Below are 16,513 nucleotides of genomic sequence, written 5' to 3'. Positions count from 1 at the left end.
GAGCCATGGGTAACCTGACGCTGACGGATGTGTCGAAGACCTACGGGGGGGCGGTCAACGTCCTCAACGACATCAACCTCGAGATCACGGCAGGCGAGCTGATCGTCTTCGTCGGCCCCTCGGGCTGTGGCAAGTCGACCCTCCTGCGGATGATCGCCGGGCTGGAGAAGATCTCGGGCGGCACGCTCGAGATCGACGGCCAACGGATGAACGACGTGCCGCCCGCGCAGCGCGGCATCGCCATGGTGTTCCAGTCCTACGCGCTTTACCCGCATATGACGGTGCGCGAGAATATGGCCTTCGCCCTGAAGCTGGCGAAGAAGTCGAAGGAAGAGATCGACGCGGCGGTGATGGATGCGGCCAAGAAGCTGCAACTCGAGGACTACCTCGACCGCCTGCCCAAGGCGCTGTCGGGCGGGCAACGCCAGCGGGTGGCCATCGGCCGCTCGATCGTGCGCGACCCGAAGATCTATCTCTTCGACGAGCCGCTATCGAACCTCGACGCGGCGCTGCGCGTGGCGACCCGGATCGAGATCGCCCGGCTGAAGGAAGAGATGCCCGATCGCACGATGATCTACGTCACCCACGACCAGGTCGAGGCCATGACCCTGGCCGACCGGATCGTGGTTCTGGCCAACAAGGGCATCGCCCAGGTGGGCGCGCCGCTGGATCTCTACGAGAACCCCCGTAACGAGATGGTGGCGACCTTCATCGGCTCGCCCGCCATGAACCTGCTGCCGGGCAAGATCACCGCCACCGGCGCGGTGACCGAGATCGCCCTGGAGGCCGGCGGCACCGCCCGCTCCAACGTGCCCACCACCGAGGCCGACCTGGGCAAGCAGGTCAATATCGGCGTGCGCCCCGAGCACCTGCACCCCACCGAGGAGGGGGCGGCGCTCTTCACCGGCCGCGTAGACATCACCGAGGCCCTGGGCGAGGTGACCCTGCTTTACTTCGAGACGACGGGCACCGAGCCCGCGCTGATCGCCAAGCTGCCCGATGTGCACAAACACCTGCGCGGCCAGACGGTGCAGATGGCCGCCGCGCCGGAACATGTGCATCTCTTCCACGACGGCCTGTCGATGCGCCACCGCTAAGGGCCGGACGGCCTCTGCGGTCGCTTTCGGCGAGAGTATTTTCGGCCTCAGAATGGACAAGGCGGGGCACCCGAAAGCCCCGCCCGCTCCCCGGCTGCAAAGTCCGCCACCCGGCGCGGCGCCCCCGTTGCCCCACGTCCCAGCCGGGGCGCGTCCTGGGCTCTCAAGTGCCCCGCCCCATGCCTTTCTCATTGCCAAAAACATCCCGGGGGGAATTGAGCCCGCCAGGGCTCAAGGGGGGGCAGAGCCCCCCCTTTTTCTTGCGCGCCCGGCATAACGCCCCCCCAGGGGCAAAGGAAAACCCCCGCCGGATCGCTCCGGCGGGGGTCTTTGTTTCGCGGCTTTCGCCGGATCAGCCGATGATGGCGTTCAGCGTGGCCGAGGGGCGCATCACCGCGGCGGTCTTGTCGAAATCACCGTGGTAGTAGCCGCCCAGATCGACGGCCTTGCCCTGGACCGCGGCCAGCTCGCCGGTGATCTCGGCCTCTTTCTCGGCCAGCTGGGCCGCGATCGGGGCGAAGTGGCCGGCCAGCTCCGCGTCCTCGGATTGCGCCGCCAGGGCCTCGGCCCAGTAGCGGGCGAACCAGTAGTGGCTGTCGCGGTTGTCGGGCTCACCCACCTTGCGCGAGGGCGAACGGTTGTCGTCCAGGATGCCTTGGGTGGCGGTATCGACCGCCTCGCCCAGCACCTTGGCCTTGGCATTGCCGCGCGCGGCGCCCAGGAACTTGAACGACTCGCCCAGGGCGCAGAACTCGCCAAGGCTGTCCCACCGCAGGTGGTTCTCTTCCATCAGCTGCTGCACGTGTTTCGGGGCCGAGCCACCGGCGCCGGTCTCGAACAGGCCACCGCCCTGCATCAGCTTCACGATCGACAGCATCTTGGCCGAGGTGGCCAGTTCCAGGATCGGGAAGAGGTCGGTCAGGTAGTCGCGCAGCACGTTGCCGGTGATGGCAATGGTGTTCTCGCCCTTGGTGATGGTCTCCAGCGACGCAATGGTGGCCTCGCGCGGCGCCATGATCTCGAACTTGTCGGCGACGCCCTTGGCTTCCAGGATCGGCTTGACGTAGGCGATCAGCTCGGCGTCGTGGGCGCGCGCGGCGTCCAGCCAGAAGATGGCGCGATAGCCGGTGTCGGCCTGGCGGGTGATGGCCAGGTTGACCCAGTCCTCGATCGGCGCCTTGCGGGCCGAGGCCGAACGCCAGATGTCGCCGGCTTCGACCGCGTGGGAGTGCAGCACGGTGCCGTCGTCCAGGATCATCTTCACGGTGCCCGCAGCGGGCATCTCGAAGGTGGTCGGGTGGCTGCCGTATTCCTCGGCCTTCTGGGCCATCAGGCCGATGTTCTGCACCGTGCCTGCGGTGGCCGGGTTCAGCTTGCCATTGGCCTTGAAGAACTCGATGGCGGCGTCATAGACCGGCGCATAGCTGTTGTCGGGGATCACGCAGTTGGTGTCGTGTTCCAGGTTGTCCGGACCCCAGCCCTTGCCACCGGCGCGGATCAGCGCGGGCATCGAGGCGTCGATGATCACGTCCGAGGGGACGTGCAGGTTGGTGATGCCCTTGTCCGAGTTCACCATGTACATCGGCGGACGGGTCTCGCGCACGGCCTCGATGGCGGCCAGGATTTCCGGCGCGTCCTTGACCCGCTCCAGCAGGGCGCCCAGGCCCGCGTTCGGGTTCACGCCCAGCTCTTTCATCTTGTCGCCGAACTGCTCGAAGACCGGGGCCAGCCAGGCCTTGACCGCATGGCCGAAGATGATCGGGTCGGAGACCTTCATCATCGTGGCCTTCATGTGCAGCGAGAAGAGGGTGCCAGCGGCCTTGGTGGCCTCGATCTGCTCGGCCAGGAAGGCGTCCAGGGCGCTTGCGGACATATAGGTGGCATCGACCACGGTGCCTGCGGGGTAGGACACGCCCTCTTTCAGGACGGTCTCGCCCTCGGCGGTTTCCAGCACGATCTTGGCGGTCGCTGCCTCGGCCAGGGTGGCCGACTTCTCGTTCGAGAAGAAGTCGCCGCCGGACATGGCCGAGACGACGGTCTTGCTGTCGGCGGTCCATTCGCCCATGCGGTGCGGATTGTTCTGGGCGTATTTCTTCACCGCGGCGGCGGCGCGACGGTCCGAGTTGCCTTCGCGCAGCACCGGGTTCACGGCCGAGCCCTTGATGCCGTCATACTTGGCGCGCACGGCCTTCTCTTCGTCAGTCGCGGGCTCGTAGGGGTAGTCGGGCAGGGCGTAGCCCTGGGACTGAAGCTCCTTGACGGCGGCCACCAGCTGCGGCTCGGAGGCCGAGATGTTGGGCAGCTTGATCACGTTGGCATCGGGGGTCTTCACCAGCTCGCCCAGGGCGGCCAGGTCGTCTTCCTGGCGCTGCTCTTCGGTCAGATACTCGGGGAAGGTGGCGATGATGCGGCCCGCCAGCGAGATGTCGCGGGTGCCGATGGTCACGCCCGCGGGCGCGGCGAAGGCCTGGATGATCGGCAGCAGGGAGGCGGAGGCCAGCTCGGGCGCTTCGTCTACCTTGGTATACACAATATCGGGCGTCTGTTTGTCAGCCATGTTTCTTCTCCCTTTCGCGATCTTCGGAAGGTCCGGGCCCAGGAACGGCGCGGCGTCGGTTGGACGGTCGGCCCGCCGGGCGGGGCCGGGGGGCAGAGGCGGCAGCTTTCCGGGGGAAAGCGTCCCGCAAATCCCTAGAGGCTGGGCGGGGGGATGGCAAGTTTGCAGAGCCTTGCCACGCGGGGTTTCGCGCTATCATGGCCGCGACATGCGGCCCCGGGGGCGGTGCCCGGGGGGGCAGAGCGGCGGCCAGGGGCGCCTAGTAGGCCTGTGCCGCGCCGACCGCGCGTTTCCAGCCGTCGTAGAGGCGGGCGCGCTCCTCCTCGGCCATGGCCGGGGCGAAAGAGCGTTCCAGCGCCCAGATCTCGGCGAAACCCGCCTGGTCGGGGTAAAGCCCCGCGCGGTGCCCGGCCAGCCAGGCGGCACCCAGCACGGTGGTTTCCACATTGGCGGGCCGGTCGACCGGGGCGCCCAGGATGTCCGACAGGAACTGCATCGCCCAGTCCGAGGCGCTCATCCCGCCGTCGACGCGCAGGGTGGCCGAGGCGCCGTGTTCGGCACTGTCCCAGTCGGCGTGCATCGCCTCCAGCAGGTCGCGGGTCTGGAAACCCACCGATTGCAGGGCGGCGCGGGCGAACTCGGCGGGGCCCGAGTTGCGGGTCAGGCCGAAGATCGCGCCGCGGCAGTCGGCGTTCCAGTAGGGCGCGCCCAGGCCGGTGAAGGCGGGCACCAGCACCAGGGTCTGGGTCGGATCGGCGCGTTCCGCCAGGGGCTGGGTCTCGGCGGCCTCGCGGATGATCTTCAGCCCGTCGCGCAGCCATTGCACCACCGCGCCCGCGATGAAGATCGACCCCTCCAGCGCATAGGTCCGTTTGCCGTCCAGTTGGTAGGCCACGGTGGTCAGCAACCGGTGCGAGGACCGCACCAGCTCATCCCCGGTATTGAGCAGGGCAAAGCAGCCCGTGCCATAGGTGGATTTCACCATGCCGGGGGAGAAACAGGCCTGGCCGATGGTGGCCGCCTGCTGGTCGCCCGCCACCCCCAGGATCTGGATCGGACGGCCGAAAAGATCGGGGCGGGTGGTGCCGAAGTCATCGGCGCAGTCGCGGATCTCGGGCAGCAGCGACATCGGAATGTCCAGCAGGTCGCAGATCTCGGCCGACCAGCTGCCCGCCTCGATGTCGTAGAGCAGGGTGCGCGCGGCATTGGTGGCATCGGTCACATGGGCCGCGCCGCCGGTCAGTTTCCAGATCAGATAGGTGTCGACGGTGCCGAACATCAGCTTGCCAGCTTCCGCCGCCTCGCGGGCGCCCTCGACCGTCTCCAGCAGCCATTTGACCTTGGTGCCCGAGAAATAGGGATCCAGCAGCAGGCCGGTGATCTCGGTCACCCGCGCCTCGTGGCCTTGATCGCGCAGCCGGGCGCAGATGTCGGCGGTGCGGCGGTCCTGCCAGACGATGGCGTTGTGAATGGGGCGGCCCGTCTCACGGTCCCAGATCAGCGTCGTCTCGCGCTGGTTGGTGATGCCGATCCCGGCGATCTGATCGGGGGTGATACCCGCCTTCTCGATCGCCGCGCGGCAGGTGGCGGCGGTCGAGGACCAGAGGTCGGAGGGGTCATGTTCCACCCAGCCCGACTGCGGATAGTGCTGCGGAAACTCCTGCTGGGCCGAGGCGCGGGGGGCCATGTCGGGGCCGAAGATCACCGCCCGGGTCGAGGTGGTGCCCTGGTCGATGGCGAGAATATGGGTCATGCGGTCTCCTCCCGTATTATTTTCCTCTGGCCGTTTTTCCTCTGGCCTGAACGTTCCGTCAGGTCTGTGCTGTCTGACTGTTCCGTTCCTCGGCCATCCAGGCGTCCAGCGCGGCGATCTGTTCTGCGCTTAGACGTAGGCCAAGCTTGGTGCGGCGCCAGACCACATCCTCGGCGGTGCGGGCATATTCGCGGGTCATCAGGAAACGCACCTCGGCCTCGCTGAGGCCGGCGCCAAAGTCGCGGCCCAGATCGGCGGCGGCGCGGGCCTGGCCCAGGATCAGCCGCGCCTCGGTGCCGTAGTGGCGGAACAGGCGCTGCGCGCCCTGAGGGCCAAGGAAGGGGTAGGCCTTCAGCAGCTCGGCGATTCGGTGTTCGGCCTCGGCCACCGGGAAGTCGCCACCGGGCAAGGGCTGGCCCGCCGTCCAGGGGGCGCGGATCATCGGGAAATGCGGCGCGATATGTTCCATCGCGTGTTCGGCCAGGCGCCGGTAGGTGGTGATCTTGCCGCCAAAGACCGACAGCAGGGGCGGGCCGCTTCCCTCCATCCGCAGCACGTAGTCACGGGTGGCGGCAGAGGCGGAAGAAGCGCCGTCGTCATAGAGGGGCCGCACCCCGGAATAGGTCCAGACGACCTGGGCGCGGCTGATCGGTTCGCGGAAATACTCCGAGGCGAAATTGCACAGATAGTCGATCTCGGCCTCGGTGATCTTGGGTGCCTGGTCGGCGTCGGGGTGGTCCACGTCGGTGGTGCCGATCAGGGTGAAATCCTGCTCATAGGGAATGGCAAAGATGATCCGCCCGTCGGACCCTTGGAAGAAATAGCATTTGTCGTGATCGTAAAGGCGCCGGGTGACGATGTGAGAGCCGCGCACAAGGCGGATGCCCGCGTCGGAGTTGCGGCCCAGGGTGCCGTTCAGCATGTCGGCCACCCAGGGACCGGCGGCATTGACCAGCACCTTGGCGGTGATCTGGCGGGCCTCGCCGGTCTCGGTATCGGTCAGATCCACCTGCCAGCCCTCGCCCTGGGGCCGCGCCCCGGTGACCTTGGTACGCGGCAGGATTTCGGCCCCCCAGCGGGCGGCGTCGCGGGCGTTCAGCACGGTCAACCGGGCGTCCTGCACCCAGGCGTCGGAATATTCGAACGCGCGGTGCAGGCTGTCCTTCAGCGGCGCGCCCTCGCGGGTGCCGTCCAGCGACAGCGACTTGGTGCCGGGCAGGATCTCGCGCCCGCCCAGATTGTCGTAAAGGAAGAGGCCCAGCCGGATCAGCCAGGCCGGGCGGCGGCCCTTCATCCAGGGTATCACCAGGTTCAGCAGGCGCGAGGTGGGGGTGGCATTCTCGAACCGCATCTCGGGGTGGATCGGCAGCACGAATCGCATCGGCCAGGAGATATGCGGCATGGCCTTCAGCAGCCGCTCGCGTTCGATCAGCGATTCGCGCACCAGGCGGAATTCGAAGTACTCCAGATAGCGCAGGCCGCCGTGAAACAGCTTGGTCGAGGCCGAGGAAGTGGCCCCCGCCAGGTCGCCCATTTCCGCCAGGCCGACCCGCAGGCCCCGGCCTGCGGCGTCGCGGGCGATGCCGCAGCCGTTGATGCCGCCGCCGATGACGAAAAGGTCGAAGGCGTCCCGGCGGGGGGCGTCGGTGTCGGGTGCGTCCGGTGCGGGCGCTGTCGGGCGGGGGGCGGCGGTGTCGGGCGCGGACATTGGGGGCTCTCCCTCTGGGGCGTCGAGGGCAGATGACATTGCCGGGGCGGGCTTGTCAAAGCGATGGCTGGGGCGCGTGAGCGCCCGGGGCGCAAGGGGCGCCGCCCAGCCGTGCCGAGGGCCCCGGGTCCGGCGGGCAGAGGGGCCCGCCTAGCAGAGGCGGGCGACCAACTCGGGCAGTTCGGCAAAGTCCGAGAAGGCGGCGCGGCAGGTCATGCCGCCCCGGCCCTTGCGGTAGCCGTTGGTGTAAAGAAGGAAGGGCACATCGGCGCGCAGGGCGGTTTCGGCGTCGGTCTCGCTGTCGCCGATATAGATCTGCGTGCCCGCGCCCAGCCGGTCGAAGGCGGCGCGCAGCGGCGCCGGATCGGGCTTGCGACAGTTAAGCGTATCGCCCCCCACGATCGTGTCGAAGGCCTGCTCCATCTCCAGGTGGCGCAGCACCGCGCGGGCCGGATTGACCGGCTTGTTGGTGCACAGGCCCAGCCGGTGACCCTCTGACGCCAGGCTTTCCAGCGCCTGGGGCACGCCCGGATAGGGCAGGGTCAGGTCGACGGCGGTGTCGTAGACGCGCATGAACTCTGTCAGGATCTGCCCCGTCAGGCAGGGGTCCAACTCGCGCGAGGCGATCATGCGCTCGACGAAGGTGGGCACCCCTTCGCCCATGAAACGCCGGGTTTCTGGCAGCGTCAGCGGGCGCGCTTCCAGCTGCGCCAGAATGCCGTTGGCGATGCCGCGCACATCGGGCGCGCTGTCGATCAGCGTCCCGTCAAGATCGAATACAAGGCGTGCCATGCCCCTCCCTACTCATAAACAAATATCACCGGATCCCGGGTGGGTCCTCTTGTGCGGACGGTGACCCGAAGCGGTGCCTCCCTTACCCTGCCTAGGCCGGGCGCGGGGGGCGGGGAAAGCGCCTTCCGACGCCGAGAGAGCGGGCAGATAGCCTGTGCCCAAAGCTTTGGCAATTGGGGTCAGAGAGGCAGCAGGCAATAAAGACTCGCGGTTCTGATATAGCCCTGATCAGGGGGTTACGACCCGTCCAGCGCCAGCGGCGAGGCATAGCTGCGGTTGGCGTGGACCAGCGGTTTGCCCGGCGCGCCCAGCACCACCTCTTCGACCGCGCCGAAGACCACGTAATGGGTGCCCACAAGCTGCGCCGCGTCGATGCGGCAGACGAAGGAACAGACGGCGCCCTCCAGCCGCGGCACCCCCAGCGAGGTGTCATGCCAGATGCCCGCGTCAAAGCGGGAGGCCAGATCCGGCACCCGGCCCGCGAAGGCGTCCGAGATCCGCGACTGATCCTCGCGCAGGACATTGACGCAGAAGGTGCCGTTTTCGCGAATGGGGGCCACGGCGCTGACCTTGTGGTGCAGGCAGACCAGCAGCGTCGGCCGGTCGGTATCGGCCGAGACCGAGGACATGGCCGAGACGGTGACGCCTGCGCGCCCCGCCGGGCCGTCGGTGGTGACGACGTTCACGGTGGTGGCGGCGCGCGACATCGCCTCTAGAAAGGTCTGGCGGAGGGGGTCTTCAGACATCGGGTATCCTGTTGGCGATCCAGCGGGCAAATTCATAGTTGGGGCGTTCCAGATGGCTCAGGGCGCCAGGGCGGGCGAACCGCCCCTGCATCCCGCGCCAAACGCGTTCGGTACATCCACGATCCTCGTCATTGACGTGATCGAGAAGGCCCTTCAATGCGGAAAAATGTGTCTCGGCCTCGGGATCGGCGGCGAAATCGGGATGCAGCCCGCCACCGTAGAGGATCTTTACATGGCCCGGCCCGTCCGGGGTCAGGCAGAGATACCAGAAATAGCCGGGCGTCAGGGTGATCAGCAGCGAGGGATAGATCGCCAGCAGCCAGGTCCGATAGCGGTCCTCGCCTTGCAGCGTGGTGTTGTCCTTGTGGGCGATCGACAGGGCAATCGAATCGTCCTTCAGGATGTGGTGATAGTTGAAGTGCTCCTTGCCCTCGGGGCAGGTCATCTTCTTCAGGTTTACCGCCCCGCCGATGGTGCCGCCGTGGCACATAGGCAGGTGGTAACTTTCCATGAAGTTCTCGGCCAGGATCTTCCAGTTGGTGTTCCAGCGGTGCTCTTCGCGGAAGGTCTCGACATAGTCGCCCATGCCCAGATAGCCCACCAGGTCGTCCACCTCGGCCAGCTGGGCGCCGGGCTCTGGCAGGTCGGGGTTCAGGGTGACCATGATCCAGCCGTTCCAGTCGACGCAGCGGATGGCGGGCAGGCTGTTCTGGTCCTTGCAGAAGCCGGTGTTCAGCTCCATCGCCGGGGCGCCGCGCAGGCTGCCGTCCAGGGAATAGGTCCAGGCGTGGTAGGGGCAGGTGATGACCCGCACATTGCCGCGCCCCTCCAGCAGCACCGACATGCGGTGGCGGCAGACGTTGGACATGGCGCGCAGGGTGCCGTCGCGGTCGCGCAGCACCAGCACCGGCTCGCCCGCGATCTCCATCGTCAGGTAGTCGCCCGGCGCCTTCAGCGCGTCCACGCGTCCCGCGCAAAGCCAGGAGGCGGCGAAGACATGTTCTTGTTCCAGCGCCAGGAAGTCTTCGGAGGTATAGACGGAAACCGGCATCGCCCGCGCCTGCTCAAACGGCACGGCGACATTGGCGCGAAGCTCTGCGGCGGGGTCGTGGATGTTCATCTGGCTCTCCTGGGGCTGGGCTGCGGCCCGGGGGCCGATGGCAGCAGCGTCACCGCTTTGCACAGGAAAGCAAGGAAGATGCACCGAAGGCAACGGCGGCTTCGGTGCATCAGGTGAAAACGGGATGTGGATTTGGGCAAGCCGGGGGCGCCGGGGCGCGCGCGCCGGCCGCCTAGTTCAGGCCCAGCAGATGCGGAATGGTCAGCGACAGGGCGGGCCAATAGGTGGTGGCCAGGGTCACCGGCAGCACGACGCAGATCAGGATCGACAGCACCGGCTTCACCGCCGTCATGACCGAGGCGTTGCAGACCCGGCAGGACATGTAGAGGATCGGCGCCATGGGCGGCGAATTGGCCCCGATCACCACCGAACAGGCGACGATGGCGGCAAACTGCACCGGGTCCACCCCCGAGGCGGTCATCAGCGGCAGGAACAGCGGCGCCACCACCACGGTGACCGACACGTCATCCATCAGCATCCCCGCCAGGATCAGCACCGCATTGACCAGCAGCAGGGCCCAGATCGGGTTGCCGGCAAAGCCCTGCACCGCCTCGGCCAGGTCCTGGGGGATCCGTTCGAAGCTGAGGATGCGCGAAATCATGAAGGAGAAGAGCAGGATCACGATGATCGAGCCGGTGGTTTCCGCCGTGCGCACCAGCGAGGTGGCGAAAAGGCGTGGCGTCAGTTCGCGGTAGAAGACAAAGCCCACCACGGCGGCGGCCAGGGCGGCCACGGCGGCCACGGCGGCGGCCTCGGTCGGCGTGAAGATGCCGCCGTAGATGCCGCCCAGGATGATCACCGGCAGCGACAGGGCGGGCAGGGCCGACAGGGTCGCGCCGCCCAGGGTCACGCCAGGGTCATGGGGCGCCTCGGTGATCTGCGGCTGGGTGCCGACGAACAGGCGGTTCCAGATCAGCAGGCACAGGATCAGCAGGATCGCCGGGCCGATCGAGGCGGCGAAACAGGCGGCCACCGATTGCCGCGTGGCCACGGCGAAAAGGATCATGGTGATCGAGGGCGGGATCAGGATCCCGAGCAGCGAGGACACCCCCAGAAGCGAGGCGATATAGCCGCGCGGATAGCCGCGCTCGGCCATCGGGCCCGACATGATCGTGCCCATCGAGGCCACGGCGGCGCTGGCGGTGCCCGCGATGGCCCCGAAGATCGCCGAAGAGACGACCACGACGCCCCCCAGCCCCGCACGCCCGCCCGCCAGGCGGCCGATGAAGGTGACGATGCGCCGGGCGATGCCGCCGGTTTCCATCAGGTAGCCGGTCAGGATGAACAGCGGCAGCGCGATCAGCACCAGCGAGTTGAGAGAGCGGAACCCCTGCAACATCAGCGTGTTCAGGTTCACGTCGAAGGTCCAGACCAGATAGGCCAGCACCCCGGCGAAGGACCAGGCCACCGGCAGGCCGACAATCATCAGCACCACGAGGATGGGCAGGGCGAAAAGCGCGTCCATGTCGGGTTATCCTTTCAGTGCCCGCAGCGCGCCCAGCGACAGCACCACGTCGCGCAGCGCATAGGCAAAGCATCCCAGGGCGCCGATCATGATCGAGATCTGCGGCAGCCACAGCGGGATGTGATAGGCCGGCGTCCATTGCGGCCGCTTCATGCCCCAGGCGAACATCTTCCAGGTCCACCAGATGAAGAAGATCGTGACGATCACCGTCAGCACCGCCACCACCAGGCTGTGAATGGCGCGGGCGCGCGGGGTGGTCAGCAGTTGGTCAATGAAATCCACCGCCAGATGGGCGCGGTTGCGCGAGGCCAGGATGGCGCCCAGCATGTAGAACAGCACGGCGGCGGTCAGGATCAGCTCGTGCAGGCCGACGACCGAATAGTTGATGAACCGCGCCAGCACCAGAAAACCGGTCAGCAGGGCCGTCACCAGCCCTGCCGCGATGGCCAGCGCGCCAAGCGCGCCCGCCAGTTTCTGTTCGAAGCCGCGCGCGGCCATCAGAACTCGGACGCGTTGGCGCGCACGGCGTCCATGACCTCGGCGCCGACCTGGGCGTCCATCATCGGCCAGACCACCTCGCGCACATGGGCGACGGTTTCCGACAGCTCTTCGTCGCTGGGTTCCACATAGGTCATGCCTGCCGCCTTGGCCTCTTCGACGTAGTGTTCATCCAGCGCCTTGGCATTGGCGAACCCTTCTTCCATCACCGTGGCGGCGGCCTCGGCCACGACGGTTTGCAGTTCGGGCGAGAGGTCGTCGAAGGCTTCCTGGTTCATCGAGATGACGCCGGTGACGAATTGCTGCTTCATGCGGTTGTAGTAGTCCAGCGTGTCGCGGAAATACTCGTAATCCCAGTAGATCACGTTGGCGCCGTCGCCGTCCACCACGCCGGTCTGGATCGAGGTAAAGACTTCGCCCCAGTCGATGGTCGCGGTCTGATAGCCCATGGCCTGGATCGTCTCGGCCATCGGGAACATCGGGGGGACGCGGATCTTCATCTTCGAGGCATCCTCGACCGACACCGCATAGCTGCCCTTGGTGGCCACGCCGTTGAAACCTTCGGGCCAGGCGCCGAAGAACTTCAGCCCCAGGTCGACATAGATGTCGCCCAAGAGGCCGTTCATCCAGCCGCCCTCGGAATAGGCGGTCAGGGCGTCGTCCCAGCCCGAGAAGATATAGGGGGTGTAAAGGACCGAAACCCGCTGGTCGTAAGAGGTCATGGGCCAGTTGATCATCAGCTGCACGTCATTGGCCATGAACAGGTCGAAGACGTCCTGCTGCCCGCCCAGCTCGTTCTGGTAGAAGACGTCGACCTCGATCGCGCCATCCGAGCCCTCCTCGATCAGCTGCGCCCAACGGTCCAGCGCGTCGCCCGCGGCAGAGCCCTTGGCGCCCGAGTCGGTGGCCATCTTGAAGGTGATGTCGGCGGCCTGCGCGGCGCCGGTGAAGGCGGCCAGCGCGGTGGTCAGCAGCAGCGCCTTGGTAAGTTTTCTGTTCATCTCTGTCTCCCTGGTTGGGTGCCCGTGGCCCTTTTTTCGAGGGCCGTAAATCCATTGATTGCCGCAAAGACAAGCTTTTCCGGACAGTGGTGTCAAGTCTCGGCCGGTTGCCCTTCGGCGGCGTCCGGGAAGAGGGTCGTGGCGGCGGCCCAATTGGTCAGATAGGCGGCAAGCCCCCGGTCGAAGTGCAGCCGCAGGGCGGGGCCGTGGCGATAGAGCACCGCCTGCATCCCGGCAAAGAGCAGCGCCGCCGAAGGCGAGGGCGCGCGCGGATCCAGCGCTGTGGCCCGCGCCACCAGCTCCATGGCGCGGGGGCCGGTGATCTCGACCACCGCCAGGGCGCCGGTCATCGAAGAGGCGGCGCAGCCCGCCTGCCAGGCCGGGGTGCGGGGGCCATGCTCGGCCCCCACCACCAGCATCCGGTGCCGGGCCAGGCGCACCGCGTAGCGGGCCCCGTGGGTCTGGGCGAGAAGGCCCGCGGTTTCGGGCAGATCCTGGGCCGCCAGCCAGGCGGGCAGGTCGCCGCTGACCATGACCTGCGGTAGGGGCGGCAGGCCGGTCAGGGCGATTCCGTCGCCGGTCAGGCGGATCTTGTCCGGCGCGCTGGCCGGGGTCCAGAAGGGGGCGCGGTCACGCATGGAGGCGGTCTCCTTTCGGATCGAAGGCACAGGGCGCGGTGATCCGCGCCCGGCGGCGGTGGCCCAGGTGCTGGATCTCGATCACCTCGCCCAGCCGGTCCCGTCCGCGTTCGATCAGCGCCAGCGCGACGGGGCGGCCCAGGGTCGGGCTGTGATAGCTGGAGGTGACATAGCCCAGCGACCGGGGCCGCGCCCCCGAGGTGTCGATGCCATGGGCGCCGCAGGGCAGCAGGCCCGCGCCATCGGCGGGCTCCAGCCCGACCAGCTGCTTGCGGTCGGGGCGCTGCGCCTCCTCCTGCCAGAGAGAGCGGCGGCCCAGAAACTCGGTTTTCTTCCGGTGCAGCGGGCCGGTCATGCCCAGATCCATGGGCCGGGTCAGCCCGTCGGTATCCTTGCCGATGACGATATAGCCCTTCTCGGCGCGCAGGATCTGCAAGGCCTCGATCCCCATCAGTCCGCCGCCCAGGCGCCGCGCCTCGGCGTGCAGCCGCGCCCAGAGGGGGGCGGCCTGGTCGGCGCGGATCGACAGCTCATAGCTGCGGTCGCCGGTGAAGCTGACCCGGGTGACCCGCAGGTCCAGCCCTGTCCAGCTGCCCCAGGCCGTGGCCATGTGCGGCAGGGCCTCGTCCGACAGCCCGCCGTCGCAGGTCACCTCTGCCGCCGCCAGCAGGTCGCGGGCACGGGGGCCGGTGACCGTCAGGGTGCAGGTCTCGGCGGTGGCATTGTGGATATGGACCTGCGCGCGGGGGAAGCGGTCCTGGCGCCATTCCTCCAGCAGGCTCAGCACGCCCGCGGTATGGGACGAGGAACAGGAGACCAGGAAGCGGTCCGCGTCCAGCCGCACCAGCACCCCGTCATCATAGACGATGCCTGCTTCCGACAGGATGAAACCGTAACGGCAGCGCCCCGGTTTCAGGGTCGAGACGGTGTTGTAATAGATGAAGTCCAGGAAGGCGGCGGCGTCGGGGCCGATCACCTCGATCTTGCCCAGGGGCGTTCCGTCGAAGAGGGCCACGCTGTCGCGGGCCATGGCGGCCTCGGCCTGGATGCGGGCGGGCTGGTCGGCCTCTGTCTGGGCGCCATAGCAGGCCGGGCGCAGCCAGCCGCCGTATTCCCCGAAGGTGGCGCCCGCCGCGCGATGCGCGGGCTCCAGCGGCAGGCGGCGCAGGGGCGCCATGCGCTGGCCCGTCTCCAGCCCGCCGAGGCTGGCCAGGGGCACGGGGCTAAAGGGCGGGCGGTAGGTGGTGGTGCCCACCTCGGGGATGTCGCGCCCGGTCAGCGCCCCCATCAGGGCCAGCCCGGCGATGTTCGAGGTCTTGCCCTGGTCGGTGGCCATGCCCAGCGTGGTGTAGCGCTTCAGATGCTCGACCGAGGTGAAGCCCTCGCGCGCGGCCAGGGCCACGTCCTTGGTGGTCACGTCATGCTGATAGTCGATCCAGATCCGCCCCTTGGCCGCCGGGTCGGGCCAGGCGGGGGTGATGGTGTAGGGGGTGCAATCCTCGGCCTGGGGCGCCTGGCCCAGCAGGGCGCCCAGATGGGCGAAGGTGGCCCCCAGGGTGAACCGCCCCGCCGCCGCGCCCAGGGGCATCAGCCCCGGCAGCTCGGTCTTGGGCACAAAGGCCAGTTGCGCCGCGTCCCAGGCCAGCTTGCCCTGGGCCTGGGCATAGAGGTGGATCGTGGGGGTGAAGCCGCCAGAGACCAGCACGCAGTCGCAGGCGATGGCAGAGCCGTCTTCCAGCACCACCTCGGTCACCGCGCCGCGCCCCTGGGCGCGGGCGATGCGGCCCGGGCGGTGATGGGTGCCGGGCACCGGCGCGGCCTCGGGGCGGGCGTCGATCAGGGTGACCTCGGCGCCCGCCTCGGCCATGGCGGCGGCCACTTCGGCGCCGGTCGAGTTGTTGCAGGCCAGGGCGATCCGCTGGCCCGGCAGCACGGCATAGCGGCGCAGATAGGTCAGCCCGGCATGGGCCGACATGACGCCGGGCAGGTCGTTGCCGTCGAAGGGCAGGGGCCGGTCGATGGCGCCGGTGGCCAGCACCGTGCGTCCGGGGCGCACCCGCCACAGGGTGTCGGGCGCGCCGTCCGCGTGGCGCTGGTTCAGTGCCGCCAGCCCGTGGTCATAGATCCCGAAGGCGCTTGTGCGCGGCAGGATCCGCACGCCGAGGCGGGCCAGTTCCTCCAGGGTTTCGGCCAGCCAGACCGGGGCGGTCTTGCCGTCGATCCGGCCTTCGCGCCACAAAAGCGAGCCGCCCGGGCGGCTGCCCTCGTCGACCAGCAGCACCTCTTGCCCGTCGCGCGCCAGGGCCAGTGCCGCGGCCAGCCCGGCGGGGCCCGCGCCGATCACCAGGGCATCGCACCAGTGGTTGACCTGTTCCGACACTGGCCCGGCCTGGGTGGGATCCACCGTGCCCAGCCCCGCCATGGCGCGGATCTTCGGCTCGAACAGGTGCCAGTTCGGCCACATGAAGGTCTTGTAGTAAAAGCCCGCGGGCAGGAAGCGGGCGAAGCGGTCGATCAGCGCGTGGCGATCACGGGCCGCGTCCGGGTCGGTGTTGTCCGAGCGGATCGCCAGCCCGTCCCGGGCGGGTTGCATCGTGGGCCGCAGGTTGATCTGCGCCCCCGCCGCGTCGTGATAGCTGACCGAGATATTGGGTTCTTCGACGCCTGCGCCAAACAGACCCCGGGGGCGGCGATACTTGAAGCTGCGCCCCAGGATGCGCGGACCAGAGGCCAGCAGGGCCGAGGCGAGCGTGTCGCCCTCGAACCCCTCGATCCGCTGGCCGTCAAAGGTGAAGGTGAGGGGGCGCGACCGGTCGATCTCGCCGCCAGTGGAAAGACGTCTGGCAGTCATGCGTCACCCCGGTCTGAAATATCTGCAAGGTCGGAAAGGACAGGCTCGCCCGGCTGGGCGGCCATGGTCACGGTGTCGCGGGTCATCACGAAGACCTCGTGGCAGGTCAGATGCACCCAGATCTCGCGCGCCGTGCCCTTGGGGTTCTGGCGGTAGTGCAGGTAGTCGGCCCAGACCTGGGCGGGCACGTCGCCATCGGGGCGGTCATTGCCGGCCTCGCCGCCAAAGTGGAACTCGGTCTCGGGGCGGGGGCCGCAGAAGGGGCAGGTGTAAAGGTGCATGGGATC

At 68.2% G+C, this 16,513-nt stretch carries 13 protein-coding genes; 1 reads left to right on the top strand and 12 read right to left on the bottom strand.

What is annotated here, in order from left to right:
* Positions 1-5 precede the first annotated feature (5 nt).
* Positions 6-1,097, top strand: a complete 1,092-nt coding sequence (locus ACRARE_RS03445; RefSeq protein ID WP_432654997.1) for an ABC transporter ATP-binding protein — start codon at positions 6-8, stop codon at positions 1,095-1,097.
* Between the two features lie 352 nt (positions 1,098-1,449).
* Here ACRARE_RS03445 and ACRARE_RS03440 read toward each other — a convergent pair whose 3' ends face one another.
* The 12 genes from ACRARE_RS03440 to ACRARE_RS03385 form a co-directional block, all read right to left on the bottom strand.
* Positions 1,450-3,654 (bottom strand): NADP-dependent isocitrate dehydrogenase, encoded by a 2,205-nt coding sequence (locus ACRARE_RS03440; protein WP_432654996.1) that lies wholly within the window; start codon positions 3,652-3,654, stop codon positions 1,450-1,452.
* A gap of 259 nt (positions 3,655-3,913) precedes the next feature.
* Positions 3,914-5,407 (bottom strand): glycerol kinase GlpK, encoded by a 1,494-nt coding sequence (glpK, locus tag ACRARE_RS03435; RefSeq protein WP_432654995.1) that lies wholly within the window; start codon positions 5,405-5,407, stop codon positions 3,914-3,916.
* Positions 5,408-5,465: 58 nt separating this feature from the next.
* Complete coding sequence (glpD, locus tag ACRARE_RS03430) at positions 5,466-7,115, bottom strand: glycerol-3-phosphate dehydrogenase (protein WP_432654994.1); 1,650 nt, start codon at positions 7,113-7,115, stop codon at positions 5,466-5,468.
* Between the two features lie 150 nt (positions 7,116-7,265).
* Complete coding sequence (locus ACRARE_RS03425) at positions 7,266-7,907, bottom strand: HAD-IA family hydrolase (protein WP_432654993.1); 642 nt, start codon at positions 7,905-7,907, stop codon at positions 7,266-7,268.
* A gap of 236 nt (positions 7,908-8,143) precedes the next feature.
* The gene (locus ACRARE_RS03420; protein WP_432654992.1) at positions 8,144-8,653 is read right to left on the bottom strand and encodes a flavin reductase family protein; all 510 of its coding nucleotides are present in this window, start codon (positions 8,651-8,653) and stop codon (positions 8,144-8,146) included.
* On the bottom strand, positions 8,646-9,773 hold the full coding sequence (locus tag ACRARE_RS03415; protein ID WP_432654991.1) for an aromatic ring-hydroxylating oxygenase subunit alpha: 1,128 nt from the start codon (positions 9,771-9,773) through the stop codon (positions 8,646-8,648). Before ACRARE_RS03415 ends, ACRARE_RS03420 begins: the two co-directional genes overlap by 8 nt.
* A gap of 172 nt (positions 9,774-9,945) precedes the next feature.
* Positions 9,946-11,238 (bottom strand): TRAP transporter large permease, encoded by a 1,293-nt coding sequence (locus ACRARE_RS03410; RefSeq protein ID WP_432654990.1) that lies wholly within the window; start codon positions 11,236-11,238, stop codon positions 9,946-9,948.
* 6 nt (positions 11,239-11,244) lie between these two features.
* Positions 11,245-11,736 (bottom strand): TRAP transporter small permease, encoded by a 492-nt coding sequence (locus tag ACRARE_RS03405; protein WP_432654989.1) that lies wholly within the window; start codon positions 11,734-11,736, stop codon positions 11,245-11,247.
* On the bottom strand, positions 11,736-12,737 hold the full coding sequence (gene dctP, locus ACRARE_RS03400) for a TRAP transporter substrate-binding protein DctP (RefSeq protein ID WP_432654988.1): 1,002 nt from the start codon (positions 12,735-12,737) through the stop codon (positions 11,736-11,738). Before dctP ends, ACRARE_RS03405 begins: the two co-directional genes overlap by 1 nt.
* Before the next feature lie 92 nt (positions 12,738-12,829).
* A complete protein-coding gene (locus ACRARE_RS03395; protein WP_432654987.1) occupies positions 12,830-13,375 on the bottom strand; it encodes a hypothetical protein in 546 nt (181 codons plus the stop codon).
* Positions 13,368-16,226 (bottom strand): FAD-dependent oxidoreductase, encoded by a 2,859-nt coding sequence (locus tag ACRARE_RS03390; protein WP_432654986.1) that lies wholly within the window; start codon positions 16,224-16,226, stop codon positions 13,368-13,370. Before ACRARE_RS03390 ends, ACRARE_RS03395 begins: the two co-directional genes overlap by 8 nt.
* Complete coding sequence (locus tag ACRARE_RS03385) at positions 16,223-16,507, bottom strand: sarcosine oxidase subunit delta (RefSeq protein ID WP_432654985.1); 285 nt, start codon at positions 16,505-16,507, stop codon at positions 16,223-16,225. Before ACRARE_RS03385 ends, ACRARE_RS03390 begins: the two co-directional genes overlap by 4 nt.
* Positions 16,508-16,513 lie beyond the last annotated feature (6 nt).

This window comes from Pseudooceanicola aquaeponti (genome assembly GCF_050897975.1).
GTDB lineage: Bacteria > Pseudomonadota > Alphaproteobacteria > Rhodobacterales > Rhodobacteraceae > Pseudooceanicola.
Note: the sequence above shows the minus strand (reverse complement) of the source record. Positions and strands in the feature narration are given on the sequence as shown.

Bases quoted from the DNA above. Each gene is read 5' to 3' on its own strand.
- ACRARE_RS03445 (WP_432654997.1), top strand. From the start codon at position 6: ATGGGTAACCTGACGCTGACGGATGTGTCGAAGACCTACGGGGGGGCG.
- ACRARE_RS03440 (WP_432654996.1), bottom strand. From the start codon at position 3,654: ATGGCTGACAAACAGACGCCCGATATTGTGTATACCAAGGTAGACGAA.
- glpK (WP_432654995.1), bottom strand. From the start codon at position 5,407: ATGACCCATATTCTCGCCATCGACCAGGGCACCACCTCGACCCGGGCG.
- glpD (WP_432654994.1), bottom strand. From the start codon at position 7,115: ATGTCCGCGCCCGACACCGCCGCCCCCCGCCCGACAGCGCCCGCACCG.
- ACRARE_RS03425 (WP_432654993.1), bottom strand. From the start codon at position 7,907: ATGGCACGCCTTGTATTCGATCTTGACGGGACGCTGATCGACAGCGCG.
- ACRARE_RS03420 (WP_432654992.1), bottom strand. From the start codon at position 8,653: ATGTCTGAAGACCCCCTCCGCCAGACCTTTCTAGAGGCGATGTCGCGC.
- ACRARE_RS03415 (WP_432654991.1), bottom strand. From the start codon at position 9,773: ATGAACATCCACGACCCCGCCGCAGAGCTTCGCGCCAATGTCGCCGTG.
- ACRARE_RS03410 (WP_432654990.1), bottom strand. From the start codon at position 11,238: ATGGACGCGCTTTTCGCCCTGCCCATCCTCGTGGTGCTGATGATTGTC.
- ACRARE_RS03405 (WP_432654989.1), bottom strand. From the start codon at position 11,736: ATGGCCGCGCGCGGCTTCGAACAGAAACTGGCGGGCGCGCTTGGCGCG.
- dctP (WP_432654988.1), bottom strand. From the start codon at position 12,737: ATGAACAGAAAACTTACCAAGGCGCTGCTGCTGACCACCGCGCTGGCC.
- ACRARE_RS03395 (WP_432654987.1), bottom strand. From the start codon at position 13,375: ATGCGTGACCGCGCCCCCTTCTGGACCCCGGCCAGCGCGCCGGACAAG.
- ACRARE_RS03390 (WP_432654986.1), bottom strand. From the start codon at position 16,226: ATGACTGCCAGACGTCTTTCCACTGGCGGCGAGATCGACCGGTCGCGC.
- ACRARE_RS03385 (WP_432654985.1), bottom strand. From the start codon at position 16,507: ATGCACCTTTACACCTGCCCCTTCTGCGGCCCCCGCCCCGAGACCGAG.